The organism is Actinoplanes sp. NPDC049265, assembly GCF_043197135.1.
Taxonomy (GTDB): Bacteria; Actinomycetota; Actinomycetes; order Mycobacteriales; family Micromonosporaceae; genus Actinoplanes.
This window is the reverse complement of sequence record NZ_JBICSP010000017.1, coordinates 60,597-78,007: the sequence shown is the minus strand read 5'-3', so window position 1 is coordinate 78,007 and position 17,411 is coordinate 60,597. Positions and strand designations below refer to the sequence as shown.

The following is a 17,411-nucleotide window of genomic DNA, read 5'->3' as shown; positions in this document are numbered from 1 at the left end:
CTACGACCAGGGTGCCTCGGCCGCGGTGTAGGGCTTGGCCGGCAGGGGTTTTCCGGTGAGGAAAGCGATCGCGGCCGCGCTGGTCTCAGCCGGCCGGTCGGAGAGGACAGTGTGTCCGGCGCCGGCGACGGTCAGCATCGTGGCGTGGGGGAAAGTGTCGCGGTACTCGCGCGTCACCTCCCACCGGAGGTAGTCGCACTGGGCCCGCAGAACCAGCAGCGGGGTGTCGTTGTGGCGCAGCGCCGGCCGTGGGTCGGGCGATCGCTTGGCCGAGGCGTTGGTGGCGATGTTGACCCAGAGGCCGTAACCCGCCGCCTGATCGATGGAGCCCTCGGCCCCACAGCCGGCGCCCATTTTCAAGCTGCGTACGAACTGCTGGTAGAGCCCATCGGCGGTGCGTTCGGGCATCAGGGTCCGCGCCGCGCGCAGACCGCCCACCTGGCCCAGGAAGAAGGTCGCGGCGAAACGCCGGTGCGCCGAGATCTGATCGCTCTGGTCGCTCTGACCGCCCGGCGTGAGGCTCCCCTCGGGGAAGGAATTGCCGTCCATGGCGCCCGGGCTGGCCACGATCACCTTCGCGGCGTTGGCCGGATGCGCGGCGAGATAGGCGGAGATGAGCTCACCACCCCAGGACGATCCGATCAACACCATTTTCGGTACGCCCAACCGCTGCCGAATGGCGTCGAGATCGGCCACATGCCGGGCGACGGTGTACTCGTCCGGATCGAGGCGGCTCGACTGTCCCGCCCCGGCCTGCTGGTAGTTGTAGACAGCGAACCCGGCCGCGGCCAGGCGCTCGGCGAAGACGTCCCGGCCGGTCGAGGGCGTGCCTGGGCCGCCGTGGACCAGCAGCACCGGTTCGGGGTGGGTGACCGGGCCGGCGATGCGCTCGTAGGCGATCCGCGAGCCGGTCGGCAGATCCCAGAAACTCACGGCCGGGGAGTCCGGCACCGGCGTGTACGCCACCGGCGCGCCGAACCAGGCCCAGGACAGCGCGGCCGGCAACACCAGGGACAGGCCGGCGACCAGAGGCCGGCGACCTCGGCCGAACCGCGCCAGGCCGGCCGCGACCAGGACGGCGACCAGGGTCGCGGCAGCGTACGACAGAAAGGCGTTCCCGGTTGTCTGCGCGGAAACCAGAAGGGTGAGGAAGAACAGCGGTACCGCCAGCAGGACGGCGGCGACCGCGACGAATACGCGGATCATGGCATCGACGCTATGGCGGCGAATCGGTCACGCCATCCACCCACGGTGCCGTCGCGCCGTGGTACCACGGTGCCGGTCAGGCGAGTCCGTGCCGGTGGGCCCAGATGACGGCGTGTACGCGATCGCGGGCATCGAGCTTGGCCAGAACCCGGCCGACATGGGTCTTCACCGTCGACTCGGAGAGGAACAGCTCGCCGGCGATCTCGGCGTTCGACAGTCCACGACCGATCGCGACGAGAACCTCGCGTTCACGGTCGGTCAGCTCGGCCAGCCGGCGCACGTCCGGCGGCGGGACGGCGGGGCCGCTCCGGTAGTGGTCCAGCAGGGTACGGGTGATCCGCGGCGAGACGACCGCGTCACCGGCGCCGACCGTGCGGATCGCGGCCACCAGTTCGGTCGAGGGGACGTCCTTGAGCAGGAACCCGCTGGCGCCGGCCCGGAGCGCGCGGAGGGCGTACTCATCGAGGTTGAAGGTGGTGAGAACGAGAACGCGGGTCTCCGGGCAGTGCGCCACGATCTCGCCGGTCGCCTCGATCCCGTCCATGACCGGCATGCGCACGTCCATCAGCACCACATCCGGCCGGTGCAGCCGGGCCAGCCGTACCCCCGCCTGCCCGTCGCCGGCCTCGCCCACCACCCGCAGTCCCGGATCCTGGCCGAGCACCATGGCGATCCCCTCGCGCACCAGCGCCTGATCGTCCACCAGCAGCACCGACGTCTCAGCCACGGGCGTCCTCACCCGGCCGCGGCAGTTCGACCCGGACTGTCCACCCGTGCGGCGAACGCGGCCCGGCCTGAACCGTGCCCCCGTACAGCGAAAGCCTCTCCCGCAACGCGTTCAAACCCTGCCCCGCCCCCGCCGACGGCGCCGTCCCCCCGCCGCGCCCGTCGTCGGTGACCTCGATGACGATCGGATCACCCCGATAGTCCAGATCGACCATTACCGTCCGTACGTCCTCGGCGTAGCGCAGCGCATTGGTCAGCGACTCCTGCACGGTCCGAAAGATGGCGTTCCGGAAGCTCAGTGCGGCCGGCTCCGACCCGTGGCGGCGGATGTCGACCGGCAGCCCCGCGGCTCGGAAGGTGGCGACGAGATCCTCCAGGTCCTGGGCCGACTGCTCGGTACCCGGCCCATCGTCGCGCAGCACCAGCAGCAGCCGGCGCATGTCGGTCATGGCGTCCCGGCCGACGCCGGCGACCCGCTCCGACGCCGCCCGGGCCCGAGCCGGATCACTGCCGGCCACCGCGGCCGCCCCGTCGGCCAGACGCACCATCACGGTCAGGCTGTGCGCCACAATGTCGTGCAGATCGTGGGCGATCCGCGTCCGTTCCCGGGCCGCGGCCAGCTCTTTCTCTCGCACCAGCCGATCCGTACGGTCGAGCAACGCCTGCACGTACTTCCGCCGGATCCGGGCGTTGGCCCCCGCCAGCACCGCGAGCACGGCGATGACCAGGAAGAGGATCGCCTGGTCGCCGGTCCTTCCGGCCGCCGCCACCAGGACAACCATGGCGAGCGCGGAGCCGAGCAGCGCGTCCCGGGTGGACCGGTAGGCCGCCAGGGCGTACAGCGCGAAGAACAGCGCGACGCCGATGAAGTGGCCGGGCGCCACCGCACCGCCGGCGACCACCACCAGCACGACCACCCACGGCCGCGTCCGGCGCACCAGCATCGTGGCCGACGCGACCAGGTTGGCCGCCAGCCAGACGCCGTCGACCGCCTGCGGGATGACTATGCCGTTGCCGCTGTCGAAGCTCCATAGGGCGCAGACGAGGACCACCAGCACGTCGACGACACGCGGATGCCGCGCCCAGACCGCGCGCACCGCGCCTACCGGCCTCGGCAGAGCTGGTATCTCAGCCGTTTCGCCCACGCCCACACATCCTTGCGCACCGCCGCCACCCCTGCTCCCGGCCGTTCCGGCGCCATGGGCGCGGGTCGCCGACCGAAGAGATCGCTGCTCACGATCGCCGCGCCCTGAACTCGACCCGACTCGCGGCCCGGTCCAAACCTCAGTGGTAGCCCCGGGCGGTGTCCTGGCCTCGGCTACCGCGCTCGCCAACCACTGCCTTGGACTGTCGTAGACGAGCGCGCTGTCCGCGGGTTGGACTCCGCTCGGGGCCACCACCGTGAAGTGCGGTGGTCGGCCAGATCGGCGTGTGGTCTGGGCTGCCACTGTGTCCTGTGCGGGGCGGGCGGAACCTGCGATTCCCCCGACCTGACCCAGGCGAGCGTGAGCGCCATCGCCGACGCAGGCGGGAACCTGCCCGGCCGTGCCGTCACTCAGCCCGCGAAACTCCGGAAAGAGCTTCCCCATACGCGAGGTAACGCCCTCCCGGGCGTGATCCGGGAGGGCGTTTTTGCTGCTCAGGGGATGCGCGCCCGGCAGGATTCGAACCTGCGACCGACGGATTAGAAGTCCGTTGCTCTATCCGCTGAGCTACGAGCGCCTGACGACGGCCTAGCTTACCTATCGACGGCCGGCCGCGGGGGCCGGCGGCATCCCAGTGTGGCTCAGCCACCCGACCGATGTCACCAGGGAATGTTGACGTCGGCCCGGCTGGGCGAGGAATCACGCGCGTGGGCCAGGGGCAGGACGAAGCCGCCGGCCAGGAAGTCTGGTCGGCGGCGATCGTGTGGCCAGGGCCTGGGCTGAAGACTCGGGCCAGGTAAGACGGCCGGCGGCCGCCGCGAGTCCAAGGGCTGGAGCGGAGGCCGCCGGGCGGGTGGAGCGGGGGTCACTCGCGGGTGCCCAGGGCCTGGACCGGCGGGGTGCGGAGGAGGCGGCGGATCGGGAGGATTGTCGTGGTCATGGCCAGGAGAGTGGCTCCGCCGAGGACGGCGGCCCAGCCCAACGGTGGGATGTAGGGGAGGAAGCTGCCGGTCAGGGCGTGTACGACAGCGACCAGGGTGACCGCGGCGATCACGCCGCCGATGACGACGGCCATGCCCAGGAGGCCGGCCTGTTCGGCGTTGACCATGCGGCCGACCTGGCGGCGGGTGGTGCCGGCCATGCGGAGGGCGGCCAGTTCGCGGCCCCGGGCCAGGGCGGCTAGGACCATGGCGTTGGCGGCGGCCAGGGCGGCGTAGCCGACCATCACGCCGACCAGGAGTTTGTTCAGCCAGGCGCTGGTCTCCATGTCGGTTGCCAGCTGGCTGGTCAAATCTGTGGTGGGGACCACGCCGGGGGCGGTGATGGGCTTGTCCGAGCGGACGAGGAGCTGGTCCGGCGGACCGGGGGCCAGGGTGCGGGTGTCGAGGATGACGTCGCCGAAGGCCAGGCCACGGGTGTAGATGGCGGCCACGCGGAGCTTGACGGGGGTGCCGTCGGCCAGCCAGATCTGGGGGCGGTCGCCGATCTTCCAGCTGTTGGACGACGCCTGCATCGCGGAGACCGCCATGCTGTCGGGGCCGACCGCGGCCAGACTGCCCTCGGTCACGCCGGGGTCGATGGTCGCCGGGGCGGTGGCGGGGTCGACGGCCTGGGCGGAGACCGGTTCGGCGCTGTCGAACATCTTGACCAGGACCGAGGTGTGGCGCACGGGCGTCACAGCCGTGACCCCGGGCAGCCGGCCGGCCTGGTCGAACCGCGCCGGGTCGACCACCGCCTGCTGGGCCAGCATGCCGTCGTGGGTCTGCGTGACCGTCGCCCGCTGCATGTTGTCCTGCAGGAACCACACCGAGCCACCGAACCCGACCGACAGCACCAGCGCGGTGAGCACCGTGGCCGTACCCCGGGCGTTGGCCCGCAGGTTGGCCGCGGCCAGGTAGCCGCTCGTACCCGCGAACAGCCGCAGCACCGGCTCGAGCAACCGCGCCGCGCCCCGGTTGATCCACGGTGCGAGCAGGGCGACCGCGGTGACGAAGAGGTAGAGCATGCCGACCGCGCCGGAGATGGCCGTGATGCCACCGGTGCCGGCGGCGAAACCGCCCGCGGAGAAGGCGCCGCTCAGCGTGAGCACGCCGAAGACGGCACGGACGGGGCCGGGGCCGGACGGTTCGACGGCCGACTCGCCGAGGGCCTCGGTCGGGCGGATCGCGGTGGCGCGCCGGGCCGCGACCACGGCGGCGAGCATGGCCACCAGGGCGATGACGGCGGCGGCGGCCACGGCGGCGAGCGGGCTGGGACCGAGCGGCACGGACGCGGGGACGAAGCCGCGGTGGACCAGTTCGCCGCTCACCCACGAGGTGGCGAGCACGCCCAGGGGCAGGCCGAGCACGGCGCCGACCCCGCTGAGCAGGGCGGCCTCGGCGACCAGCATGCGGCGGACCTGGCCGGGGGTGGCGGCGATGGCCCGCAGCAGGGCCAGGTCGCGCCGCCGGTGGCGGACGGACAGGCCGACCAGGCCGGCGACGACGAAGATGACCAGCATTACCACGTAGCCGCCGAACGAGGCGCCGACCTGCACGAGGAGGTCCGTGGCGGCGGTCTCGGCGGTGCCCTCGGCGGTGCCGCGGTCGGAGCCGGTGAAGGTGGCGGCGCCGGCGGTGGCGGCGAGCCGGGACAGAGCGGCGCGGTCGGCGTCGGGGCCGGCCTTGATGAGGATGGCCGTGACCTGGCCCGGGCGGGTGGACGGGACAGTGGTCGCCGACGTCACGCCGCGCACGGCACGGACCTGGTCGGCGAGCGCCGCGGGCACGGTGCCGGCCTCGGGCAGACGTACTCGTGTGGTCGTGGTGTCTCCGAACTCCTTGGTCGTGAACGTCATCTCGGTGCGGGCGACGACGATGTCGGCGGCGGCGTAACGCTGCGGTGTGGGGGTGTGGCGGAGGCCGGCGTCGACCAGCGAGCCCATCGCCATCAGGATCATGACGCCGAAGGTCAGGGCGATGAGGGTGGCGGTGGCGCTGCCGGGGCGGTGGCGCAGCAGGCGTACGGCGAGCTTGGTCATGGGTCAGCCCACCTGCGCCAGCACGCTGTGCATGGCCTCGGCGCGGACGATGCTGCCGTCACTCATGTGCAGGACCCGGTCCGCGTACGAAGCGGCCCCGCGATCGTGGGTGACCATGATGACCGTCTGCCCGTACCCGTCGACGACCGACCGCAGCAGGCCGAGCACCTCGGCCGCGGTCTGCGAGTCGAGCGCGCCGGTCGGCTCGTCCGAGAAGATCACGTCGGGCCGGGTGGCCAGCGCCCGGGCGATCGCGACCCGCTGTTGCTGGCCGCCGGACAGCTCGGCCGGCCGGTGCCGCAGCCGCGGGCCGAGCCCGACCCGGGCGACCACCTCGTCGAGCCAGCCGCGGTCGGGCCGGGTGCCGGCCAGGCGCAGCGGCAGCTCGATGTTCTCGCGCACGGTCAGCGCGCCGATCAGGTTGTAGCTCTGGAAGACGAACCCGATCCGGTTGCGGCGCAGCATGGTCAGCTTGGTCTCGGAGAGCCGCGACAGCTCGGTGTCACCGATCCAGACCCGGCCCGAGGTCGGGCGGTCGAGCCCGGCGGCGGTCTGCAGCAGCGTGCTCTTGCCGGAGCCGGACGGGCCCATGACAGCGGTGAAGGTGCCACGGACGAAGGCCGCGTCGACGCCGGCGAGGGCGGTGACGGTGTCGGGTCCGGAGCGGTAGGTGCGTACTAGTTGTTCCACCCGTACTGCGTCGTCGTTTGGCATGGGTGAAACGCTATTTTCGGCGCGGCTGGACGACCATGAAGCGCACTGCACAACTTTGGTATGGCAGGCACTACCCGTCAGGTGGTGACATCCTCAGGGGCGGGCGGGACCTCGACCTCCGGTGTGCCGGGCGCGGGCAGGAACGCGTCGGTCCAGCGGGCCAGCTCGCGGAACACCTCGGCCCGGACCTGCTTGCCGGAGAGCGTGAGGTCGTGCATGCCGCCGTCGAAGCGAGTCAGTGTCACGTGCGGGCCGAGGCGCGGCGCCCAGCGGGCGATGTGTTCGACATCGAGAACCGCGTCGGTCAGGCGTACATCGTCATCCCAGTCCTTGCCCCGGAAGGTCCGCGTCGAGCACGCCACCAGGACCGGCGCGTCGATCTGCAGTCCGCGGCGCAGCCGCGACTGACCGCGCCGGATGGCCTGCAGCCAGCCCGCCGTGATCGGGAAGCCGAGGACCGGTTTCCAGTTCAGGTCGTAGGTCCACTCGCCGCGCTCGGTCGCGTGCAGGCTCTGGCCGTAGAGGCCGAGCGCTTTGACCGGAATGATCCGGTACGGGGTGCGCTTCGCGCTGGTCGCCGTGATCAGGGACATCAGCGGGCCGCGGACCAGCCACGGGTTGTTGAACTCGAAGAACGGGCTGTTCAGGAACAGGCCGTCGATCAGGCCCTGACCCTGCCGCGCGTGGGCCCACAGTGACGTGGTCAGCCCGCCGGTGGAGTGCGCCACCACGAGCAGCTGGTCGTGGCCGTCGACCGATCGGATGATGCGTGCCGACTCGTCCAGCTCGGGGAAGTAGTCGGTGAGGCTGCGGCAGAAGTTCGGGGTCTGGTGCGAGAGCAGGCTGCGGCCGTATTTGCGCAGGTCGAGGGCGTAGAAGTCCCAGCCCCGCTCGACGAAGAAGTCAGCCAGATGGGTCTGGAAGAAATAGTCCACGAAGCCGTGGACGTACAGCACCGCGCGGCGGCTGGGCTGGTCACCGCGGCGGCGGACCAGCGTCGCCACGACCTTGCCCTCGTCGTCGGTGCCCAGATCGATGGTGTGCCGCTCGTACGGCGGCCCCAGGACGTCGGTCTCCACGGCACCAGGTTATCCACAGTCCCCGGTTGTCCACAGGCTCGAACCTGATCTTGGACGCCTCCGGTTCAGTTGCCGCCACAGCAGTTCGAGAGAAAAGGACAACTCATCATGTACGACACCCCGATCTCGATCGTCGGCAACGTGCTGACCGCACCCGAGTGGCGGCGCACGGCCAAGAGCAACACGCTGGTCGCCAACTTCCGGGTGGCCTCCACCTCCCGTCGCTTCGACAAGGACAACAACCGCTGGGTCGACGGCGACAGCCTGCGAGTACGCGTCAACTGCTGGCGCCGCCTGGCCGAGAACGTCGGTGCCTCGGTGGCCGTCGGCGATCCGATCATGGTGTTCGGCCGGTTCTACACCCGCGATTGGGTCGACTCGGAGAACAACCCGCGGACCTCGTACGAGATGGAGGCCATGGCGATTGGCCACGACCTGTCCCGCGGACGCACCAAGCTGTTCCGCACCCGCCCGGCCGGCGTGACCACCGCCGACAGCCCCGAGTCCGACGGCGTGGTCCGCGGCGAGGCGGCCGAGGCGGTCAACGGCCGTCCGGTGACCTACGGCGACGGGCTGCCCATCGACACCGAGGAGCCACGCTTCGTCGAGCAGCCGTTGGCCCTCGACCCCGTGGTGGCGGCCGCGCTCCTGGCCGGCGGTGGCCCCGAGCCTTTCGACAAGGAGGTCAGCGAAGCCAAGGAGGTCAACGAGGCCGGGGCGGTCTCGGAGGCGGGGGCGGTCTCCGAGACCGGGGAGTCGAAGCCGAGCGAGCCCGACGGCGGCGGGGACGACGATCCCGAACCGCCCGCGCCCGGCACTCCCACGCCGCCCACGCCGCCCGAGATCCAGCTCGAGGTGGAGCGTCTGGAGGACGAGGTGAACCAGCGCCGGTCGCGTCGCAGCCGCCGCCAGCCCGTCCCGGCGTAACCGGCCGGCGGCCGCCCGGAGCCATGTGGCCCGGGCGGCCGCCGGTCCCTCCCGCGGTGCGAGGTCAAGATCTCGGGATGAGCAAGCCGGTTCCGTATCTGATCGCCCGCGGTGGCCGCCCCGCCGAGGAGCCGGGCGCTCCTCGACCATGCTCCGACTCTCAAGAGGCTTGAGGCCAAATAGTGAGAGGGTCAGGTTTTACGGGCGGGCCAAAGGTTGCGGATGTAGAGATGGTGGTCAATGTCTGGACTTTGCCTGAGACATTGGCAATCTTGAATGTATGAGAATCCCCGTCAGGCGGGCGTTGCTCGCCGTCCTCACGCTCATCGCCGGATCCGCCGTCTCCCTGCCCGCTGTTTCGCCTGCTCAGGCCGCCGCCTGTCCCAGCGGCGAACTCAGCGCCTCCGCCTTGCCGCAACGCAACGCTCCGGGCGGCTGCGTCGCTCCGGGCCGTACCGTCCGAGGGGTGAAGGCCGCGGCGACCGTGCCTGCCCCGGGGCACGGGGTTGTCGCCACCGCGTTGCTGGTCGGCGGTGAGGAGACGCTCGACGTCAGCACCGCCGCGGACGGCACGGTCACGATTCGGACCTCGAAGGACGCCGGTGGACGGGCCACAGCGGCGGCCGCGCCGGCGGCGTGCAGTGACAACACCTACGTCCTGTTCCCCTGGTATTACGGGGTCGGCGGGAGCTACTACTGGTATTACGCGCCGGCTGACGACTCGCGCAGCGGGCTGTCGTCGGCCGACGCCGAGGCCGCGGTCGTGAACGCCACGCGGGCCATCGTCGCCGGGTACAACGACTGTGGTCTGGGTGGGCAGCCCAACGTCAACCAGACCTACGGCGGGCGGGTCGGTGTCGGGCCGAACATCACCGGCAGCGGGTGCGGGCAGTCGGACGCCTGGAGCATCACCGGGTGGGGCAGCTACGGCGACGGGGTGCTGGCCGTCACCTGCACCTGGTATCAGCCCAACGGATCGCGCGGCATCGTCCAGACCTCGGACATGCTGGCCAACTACAACTATGTCTGGTGGAACGGCCGGGGCGCGTGCCCGAACAACGGCTGGTCGTTCGACCTGGAGTCGGTCACCACCCATGAGCGCGGGCACACCTTCGGGCTGAACCACCCGCCGTCGGGGCACGACGAGGAAACCATGGCGGCGGCCGTCTACAACTGCAGCACCAACTTCCGCACCCTGGCTCTGGGTGACTTCAACGGCCTGATCAGCCTGTACGGCTACCGCTGAGGCGGGGTGCGACTCCCCGGTCTCACGCCATGAACCGCGTGGCGGACTAGTCCGTTCGTATGGCGGGGATCACGTGAAGCCCTGTCCGAACAGGGGAGTCGCGCTGTGAGTTCCGCCCGTGAATTCGTCATCTGTCACGACGGCCGGATCATCCCGGTGCCCAGCGGCGTGTACGTGCACAACCGGCCGGTGACCGAGCCGATCGAGTTGATGCCGCTGGCGGCGGCGCTGGTGACGGAGCCGGTTCCCGGTGTCGTGGTGGTGCACCCGGCACCGGGCGCGGAACGTGCGTCGATCGTGCTGCGCTTCCTGGGCGGTCTCCCGGCCCGGGTGGGCGCGCACGTCGCGGTGAAACCTCCGCCGAACGTGCTGGACGGACCCTCGGACCCGGCGGCGCTGGAGGATCTCGGCGACCTCTACGACGTGTCGTTGCTGCTGCCGGTGCGGCCGGAACTGTCGACGTCGGGGCGGGCGATGCCGATCGACAAGCTGGGCCGGGAGACCGGGTGGGCCGACGCCACGTCGGTGCGGCTGCTGACCCGGGCGCAGGCCGCGGCCCGCGAGGCGGTCGTCGAGGCGTGGCGGGCGGTGACCTCGGGCGAGCCGCCCTCGATGCGCCGTCTCGACGACTGGGCGGCCCGGGAAGTCGCGATCAGGGACGAACACCGGGTGGTGCCGGTCGGATCGGGTGGGCGCACGGGCGGCACGGTGGCCTATGCCTACGGTGCCTATCTGGCTCGTTACGGCCGGCCCGGAGACCCGCTGCCGGCCACGACCCCGGCCACGATGGACGAACTGCTCGAGGTCGCGGGTGCCACCCTCGAACCCGCGTCCCCGGACCAGGTCGATCAGGCGTTGGCGGCCGCCCCGGGCTCGGGGGTGCTGGTGGTGTTCGCCCGGACCCGCGAGCATGCCGCGGGCTCCGTCTGGATGTACCGCGCACCCGACCAGGGCGGCACCACGCCGGTGCCGGCGATCGAGGACCTGGCCCCCGGATCCGAACCCCGGACCTGGCTGTCCGGCGTGCTGGCCGAGCCGTCGACCCGGGTCACCGCGGTGGACGCGGACGGTACGCCGACGACGCTGGCCGGGCTGATCGGCCGGACGGACCCGGGCCTTCCGATGTCGACAGCCGACATCACGAGCCGGTTCGACCGGCCGGACCACACCATGCTGCCACCGGTGCCGATCCACAACGAGATCATCGTCGCGTCGATGCGGTTCGGCGACCCCGGCATGGCGGACGAACTCGATGCGACGAACGAGGCCGGGGCCCCCGACCCGATGGATTTCTTCTCGAACGAGTTCTCGCAGCTGCCGGACTACCTGATGGCGGACACCCCGTCGCCGGAGGAGATCGCATGGATGCGGCAGCTGGAACAGGCGCCGCAATTCGACGACGAGCTGTGGCCGCAGGTCAGCGAACCGGAGTTCGATTTCGACGAGTTGCTGCGGCAGGCCATGCCGAGTCCGCCCCACGAGGAGGAACCGCCCCGGGACCCGGTGCCGGACCCCGGAACGGATGAGGACTCGGAGGTCGCGGACTCGCCCACCGGCCCGTCCTTCGAGATGCCGGATCAGGACCTCGGCCTGAGCGACCACGAACCGGTCCCCGAGCCGGTCGTGGAATCGGTCGACGAGCCGGGCGACGTGACCATGACGGACGTCCTCGCCGAACCCGAGCCCGAACCCGAGCCCGAGCCCGAGCCCGAGCCCGAGCCGGGACCGGAGTCGGAGTCGGAGTCGGAGCCCACCGAAGCATCGCCCACGGTCCCGGCGCGGCCGTCCGATGAATGGGCGCGAGGCTCGGGCACGGTACGCGACCTTTATCTGGACCGGCGGACGCTGTCCGAGCAGCGGGAAGAGATCCTGAGCGAGCTCGATGACCTCTTCGACCTCACCGACGACCCGTCGGAGCCGTTGAGGTTCACCCGGGAACTGCAGCGGAACAAGGCCGCCCTCGACCCGACCTGGCCGCTCGACGAGGTCGCGTTCCAGCGGGCCGTCTCATCCCTGCAGGACCTCGACGACATCCGGACGCGGCACTGGTACCCCGAATGGATCAGCGGGCGCGACGAGGACGGCCGGCCGCTCGCCGACAAGGAGATCACTGAGCCAGACACCCAGACCCAGGTGTTGTCGCACCTGGAACGCCTGGAACGCGCGGCTCGGACCCTGAGCCACGACGACACCGACGCGTGGGCGGAGCGGGCCCGGACCGTCGCCGGGCTGCACGCTCGGCTGGTGTCGCTCACCGAAGCGATGAACGACTCGCACGAGTACGAACGGCAACTGGTGGCCCAGATCTCGGGCATGGCGCCGGCCCCCTATCGCCTGGGCAACACCGAGCCCGCGATCGATCCACTGCACGAGTCGGCTCTGAGCGACCCGACGCGGGATCCGTTCCGGGAGGTACGTAACGGCGTCGTCCCGGAGCATTACGAGGATTGGCGGGTCCTGCACGCCGCCTGGCGACGCGACCCCGCCGCCGGGCCGGAACCCCGGCTCACCCTGGCCCACGTCGTTCAGGCGAAAGCGACGTTGAGGGAAGAACTCGACGGCATCAGCGAGGCGCCGTCCTATCTGCCCGACCGGGTCCTCCGGGCCATCGAGAAACACAGCGGGTTCGCCGCGTTCACCTTCGAGTTCGACCGGAGCGGGAAGCAGATCAGGGATGTCGTCAGGCGGGAAGCCAAGTACCTCGCCTTCCGGGAGGAGCTGATCGACTGGAAGCTCGGGCTCCGGGCGACCGCTCCGGACCTGGACGCGGCCATCGTCCGATCCGGGCTGACGGTGATCGCCGCGGAGCACAGGGGGCGTCCCACCCGTTTTCCGATCAAGCAACCGGTGAAGCTGGCGCCGCACAACGTCTCCGAGAACGATGTGCGTGCTCTGCTGGAAGCCAACGGTCTCGAGCTCGACTCGTACGCGATGATCCGAGGCCGACCCGGCACGTGGATCACCATCGAGCGCGCGAACGTCCGTGTCCACCGGACCGGCCGGCCCGCCGCCTCTGCTGCGCCGGACGCCTCTGCTGCGCCCGCCGCCTCTGCCGCGCCCGCCGCCCCCGCTCGCCCGGCCGCCCCCGCCCCGCCGCGCCGCCGGCCGGACCACCGGAGGGAACCGTCGCCCGAGCCGGCGGAGCGGACGGAACCCGTGACGTACGGGGCGTTCAGGAGAGAGCATGCCGCGTGGCGGGAGGACCCCGGACAGGCGTCCGAACCGCGGCTCACCCTTGCGCTCGTCAACCAGGCGAAGTGGCTGTTCGAGCGCCCGAAGGATCCCAGTGCGCGGTCCAGCCCGAAACGCACCACCGACGACGTTCTGCGAGAGATCGAGCTCGACATCGGTGCCGAGCCGTTCACGTACGACTTCCAGCGCGGCGTCGGATACCACCCGACGAACGTGGTGAAGTGGACCGCGCGGTACGAGGCGTGGCAGCGCGATCTGGCCGATTGGGCGCGCACCCGGCAGGGTCCGCCGCCGGTGATCGATGTCGCTGTCCTCAGGTCGGCTCTGCCTGCCCTGTACCGGATTCAGGAGTCGGTGGGTGCGGCCGAGTTCTGGGTCGCCCGGCCGGACAAGGCCCTGCACACCGTGTTGGAGGGGGATCTGCGGGCGTTGCTGGTGGCGAACGGCCTCGAGCCGGATTCCTATCGGGGCCGGCGACCGAGCAACCAGCTTATCGTCGAGGCGGGTGACGTCCGGTTCCGCCCGGCGGGGGTGGGCGGTCCGGCGCGGGAGCCCGTCGAGGATCCCGCGTTGCCGGATCCGATGGCCGCCGTGGCCGCCGCGGTGCCCCCCAGTTCGTACCAGCAGTGGCGGGTGTTGCATGCCGCGTGGCGCGCGAGTGGCGAGGCTCATCCGGAGCCGCGTCTCACTTCGCATCTGGTGGTTCAGGCGCGGACGGCCCACGGCGGTACGCCGACCAGCGATTCCTTGCTGACCGACCACGACCTGCGCATCGTCGAACGCGTCAACCGGCTCACGCCGTTCACCTTCGCCTTCGAGCCAGGGGACAAGGATTCGCCGCGGACGGTGGTGCGGTGGACGGCGAGGTACGAGGCGTGGCAGCGGGCGTTGTCGGCGTGGTCGTTGGATCCGCGGGGGGCTGCGCCGGAGTTGGACGTGGCGATCGTGAGGTCGGCTCTGCCGACTGTTTATGAGGCTCAGCGTCATGGGTCGTCGGCGGTGTACCGGGTTCTGGCTCCGGATCATCGGGTGAGCGTGAGTGATGTGCTGGCTGTGGTCGAGGCGAATCATCTCGAGCCGGGGTCGTATGTGGCTGATTCGCAGGGGCTGAATCTGCCGGTGATCCGGACCGGTGATGTTCGGTTCCGGCCGGACGGGCGTGAGGCGCTGGCGGCGCAGCTGCGACCCGAGCGTCGGGTCACGGACGCGGCCCGGTCCGGCGAGCAGCCACCGCGGCGCCGGGCGACGGACAAGGCGCCGGTCGATCGGCCCGCCCGCCCGGCCGAGCCGAAGTGGTACGACGAGTTCAAAACCCGGTACGTGGCCTGGGAGCGGTCTCCCGGCACGGTGCCAGAGCCGTGGCCGGCGCTCGATGCCTTGATGGACCTGAAACGCGGGCTCGCCCGGGCGCGCGGCGTGACGTTGCCGCAGCGCGCCGAGCCCACCGAGGACGACCTGCGTGAACTCGAGCTCGACCTGGGCGTCGATCCGTTCACCTACGACTTCCGGCGGAGGCCCGGGTCCCGTCCGACCGGCGTGGTGAAGTGGGACGAGAGGTACCTGATCTGGCAGCGGGAACTGAGGGAGTGGGCGCGTACTCGTCAGGGTCCGCCGCCGATGCTGGACGCCGCCGTGGTCAGGTCGGCCCTACCGGCTCTGTACCGGCTTCAGGGACAGACCGGGGCGGCCGAGTTCTGGGTCGCCCGGCCGGACAAGGCCCTGCATGCCGTGTCGGAGCTGGATCTGCGGGCGTTCCTGGTGGCGAACGACCTCGAGCCGGATTCCTATCGGGGCCGGCGACCGGTGAACCAGCTTGTGATCGAGGCGGATGACGTTCGCTTCCGCCCGGCCGGGGTGGGTGGCCCGGCACAGGAGGTGATCGAGGATTCCGGCCTGCCCGATCCGCCGGCCGCGGTGGCCGCCGGCGTGGTGCCGAAGTCGTACCGGCAGTGGCAGGTTCTGCATGCGGCCTGGCGGGCCGGCGGAGAGGTACATCCGGAGCCGCGGCTGACTCTTCACATGGTGAGCCAGGCACGGTCGGCCTACGGCATGGGTGCGGTGCTCTCCGACCACGACCTGCGGGTCATCGAGCGGGCCAACCGGCTCATGCCGTTCACGTTCACGTTCGAATCGGCCGGCGGGACTTCTCAGCGGACGGTGGTGCGGTGGGCGGCGAGGTATGAGGCGTGGCAGCGGGCGTTGTCGGCGTGGTCGTTGGATCCGCGGGGGGCTGCGCCGGAGTTGGACGTGGCGATCGTGAGGTCGGCTCTGCCGACTGTTTATGAGGCTCAGCGTCATGGGTCGTCGGCGGTGTACCGGGTTCTGGCTCCGGATCATCGGGTGAGCGTGAGTGATGTGCTGGCTGTGGTCGAGGCGAATCATCTCGAGCCGGGGTCGTATGTGGCTGATTCGCAGGGGCTGAATCTGCCGGTGATCCGGACCGGTGATGTTCGGTTCCGGCCGGACGGGCGTGAGGCGCTGGCGGCGCAGCTGCGACCCGAGCGTCGGGTCACGGACGCGGCCCGGTCCGGCGAGCAGCCACCGGCACGGGGGACGAAGCGTAAGGCGCCGGTCGAACTCGCCCTCCGCGTGTTGGATCGCCGCCCTCCTGAGCCGGGGCCGTACGACGAGTTCAAGACCCGGTACGCGGCATGGCGCCGGTCGCCCGACATGCTGCCGGAGCCGCGGCCGACACCCGACATCGTGATCGATCTGAGAAGCAGGCTGGCCGCGGCGCGGGGCCTGACGGCGCCGCAGCGAACCGATCTCAGCGACGACGACCTTCGCGAGCTCGAGCTCGACCTGGGGATCGGGTCGTACACCTATGATCTGCTGCGCGAACCGGGAAAATCTCCGACCGACGTGGTGCGGTGGACCGCGCGGTACGAGGAGTGGCAGCGGGAGCTGGGGGAGTGGGCGCGTACTGGTCAGGGTCCGCCGCCGGTGCTGGACTCCGCTGTCATCAGGTCGGCTCTGCCGGTTCTGCACCGGCTTCAGGAGCGGATGGGAGCGGCCGAGTTCTGGGTCGCTCGGCCGGACAAGGCGTTGAACTCCGTGTCGGGATCGGATCTGCGAGCGCTCTTGGTCGCGAACAACCTCGAACCGGATTCCTATCGGGGCCGGCGGTCGGAGAACCGCTACGTCGTCGAGGCGGGTGACGTCCGGTTTCGCCCGGCGGGGGTGGGCGGTCCGGCGCCGGAGACGATCCAGGATCCCGGCCTGCCGGATCCGGCGGCCGCGTTGGCCGCGGGTGTGCTCCCCACGTCCTACCAGCAGTGGCAGGTCCTGCATGCGGCGTGGCGGGCCGGCGGTCAAGTGGGTCCGGAGCCGCGGCTGACGCTGCGGTTCGTGGTCCAGGCCCTGATGGGCTACGGCGGCGGCCGGAAGACGGCCAAGACGCTGCTCGAGGATGATCTGCGCGTGGTCGAGCGGGCCAACCAGCTCATGCCTTACACGTTCGCCCTGGACTCCAACGGCACCCACCACCCCCAGAAGACCGTGCGACGGGCGGCGAAGTACGAGGCGTGGCAGCGAGAGCTGTCGGCGTGGTCGTTCGACCCGCAGGGTCCGCCGCCGGAACTGGACACCGCGACCATCGACTCGGCCCTGCCCACGATCTATCGGGCCCAGCGCCACCAGCCGGACGTCCGGTACCGGGTGGTGGCACCGGTGCACCGGGTCGTCGAGACCGATGTACTGGCGGTCCTGGAGGCGAACCACCTCGAGCCCGGCTCGTTCACCGTCGAGCGTTCCGGCCGGTACGTCTCGGCCATCCGGGCGGCGGACGTCCGGTTCCGTCCCGGTGGCCGCGAGGCTCTGGCCGGACAGTTGCAGCCGGTCCTCACCCTGCAACCGGAAGTGATCCCGACCCAGCCCCCGCCGCGTCTGCCGGTCGAGCCACCGACGGTTCGGGAAAAGCAACGGGGCCTGGTGTGGCGGCCGCCGGTGGTGGCCGTGGAACAGTCCGGGCCTCCCCACCAACCGGTGGAGCTCAACTGGGATCCCCCGCCGTCTCCGATCATCGGGCCGGAGCGGCCGGAGCGGCCGGAAGTGATCCCGGTCCAGCCCCCGCCGCGTCTGCCGGTCGAGCCACCGACGGTTCGGGAAAAGCAACGGGGCCTGGTGTGGCGGCCGCCGGTGGTGGCCGTGGAACAGTC

The 17,411-nt window shown here is 71.1% G+C and carries 8 protein-coding genes, 1 tRNA gene and 1 pseudogene; 3 read left to right on the top strand and 7 right to left on the bottom strand.

The window, feature by feature from the left end; genetic code table 11:
• The 7 genes from ACGFIO_RS32795 to ACGFIO_RS32765 all read right to left on the bottom strand — a co-directional run bounded on the left by ACGFIO_RS32795 (position 1) and on the right by ACGFIO_RS32765 (position 7,889).
• Positions 1-1,206 (bottom strand): alpha/beta fold hydrolase, encoded by a 1,206-nt coding sequence (locus ACGFIO_RS32795; RefSeq protein ID WP_392832205.1) that lies wholly within the window; start codon positions 1,204-1,206, stop codon positions 1-3.
• A gap of 76 nt (positions 1,207-1,282) precedes the next feature.
• Complete coding sequence (locus ACGFIO_RS32790; protein ID WP_392832202.1) at positions 1,283-1,933, bottom strand: response regulator; 651 nt, start codon at positions 1,931-1,933, stop codon at positions 1,283-1,285.
• Entirely contained in the window at positions 1,926-3,029 is a 1,104-nt protein-coding gene (locus ACGFIO_RS32785; protein ID WP_392832199.1) for a sensor histidine kinase, read from the bottom strand. Before ACGFIO_RS32785 ends, ACGFIO_RS32790 begins: the two co-directional genes overlap by 8 nt.
• Before the next feature lie 552 nt (positions 3,030-3,581).
• Positions 3,582-3,654 (bottom strand) — tRNA-Arg (locus ACGFIO_RS32780).
• Between the two features lie 288 nt (positions 3,655-3,942).
• Complete coding sequence (locus ACGFIO_RS32775; RefSeq protein ID WP_392832196.1) at positions 3,943-6,096, bottom strand: FtsX-like permease family protein; 2,154 nt, start codon at positions 6,094-6,096, stop codon at positions 3,943-3,945.
• A gap of 3 nt (positions 6,097-6,099) precedes the next feature.
• The gene (locus ACGFIO_RS32770) at positions 6,100-6,810 is read right to left on the bottom strand and encodes an ABC transporter ATP-binding protein (RefSeq protein WP_392832193.1); all 711 of its coding nucleotides are present in this window, start codon (positions 6,808-6,810) and stop codon (positions 6,100-6,102) included.
• Positions 6,811-6,887: 77 nt separating this feature from the next.
• Positions 6,888-7,889 (bottom strand): alpha/beta hydrolase, encoded by a 1,002-nt coding sequence (locus ACGFIO_RS32765; RefSeq protein ID WP_392832191.1) that lies wholly within the window; start codon positions 7,887-7,889, stop codon positions 6,888-6,890.
• Positions 7,890-7,997: 108 nt separating this feature from the next.
• Between ACGFIO_RS32765 and ACGFIO_RS32760 the strand changes: the two genes are divergently transcribed.
• From ACGFIO_RS32760 to ACGFIO_RS32750, 3 genes and pseudogenes are all read left to right on the top strand, one after another.
• Complete coding sequence (locus ACGFIO_RS32760; RefSeq protein WP_392832189.1) at positions 7,998-8,816, top strand: single-stranded DNA-binding protein; 819 nt, start codon at positions 7,998-8,000, stop codon at positions 8,814-8,816.
• Positions 8,817-9,096: 280 nt separating this feature from the next.
• On the top strand, positions 9,097-10,062 hold the full coding sequence (locus ACGFIO_RS32755; RefSeq protein ID WP_392832186.1) for a matrixin family metalloprotease: 966 nt from the start codon (positions 9,097-9,099) through the stop codon (positions 10,060-10,062).
• Positions 10,063-10,167: 105 nt separating this feature from the next.
• Positions 10,168-17,411: pseudogene (locus tag ACGFIO_RS32750) on the top strand (hypothetical protein); the annotation flags it as partial.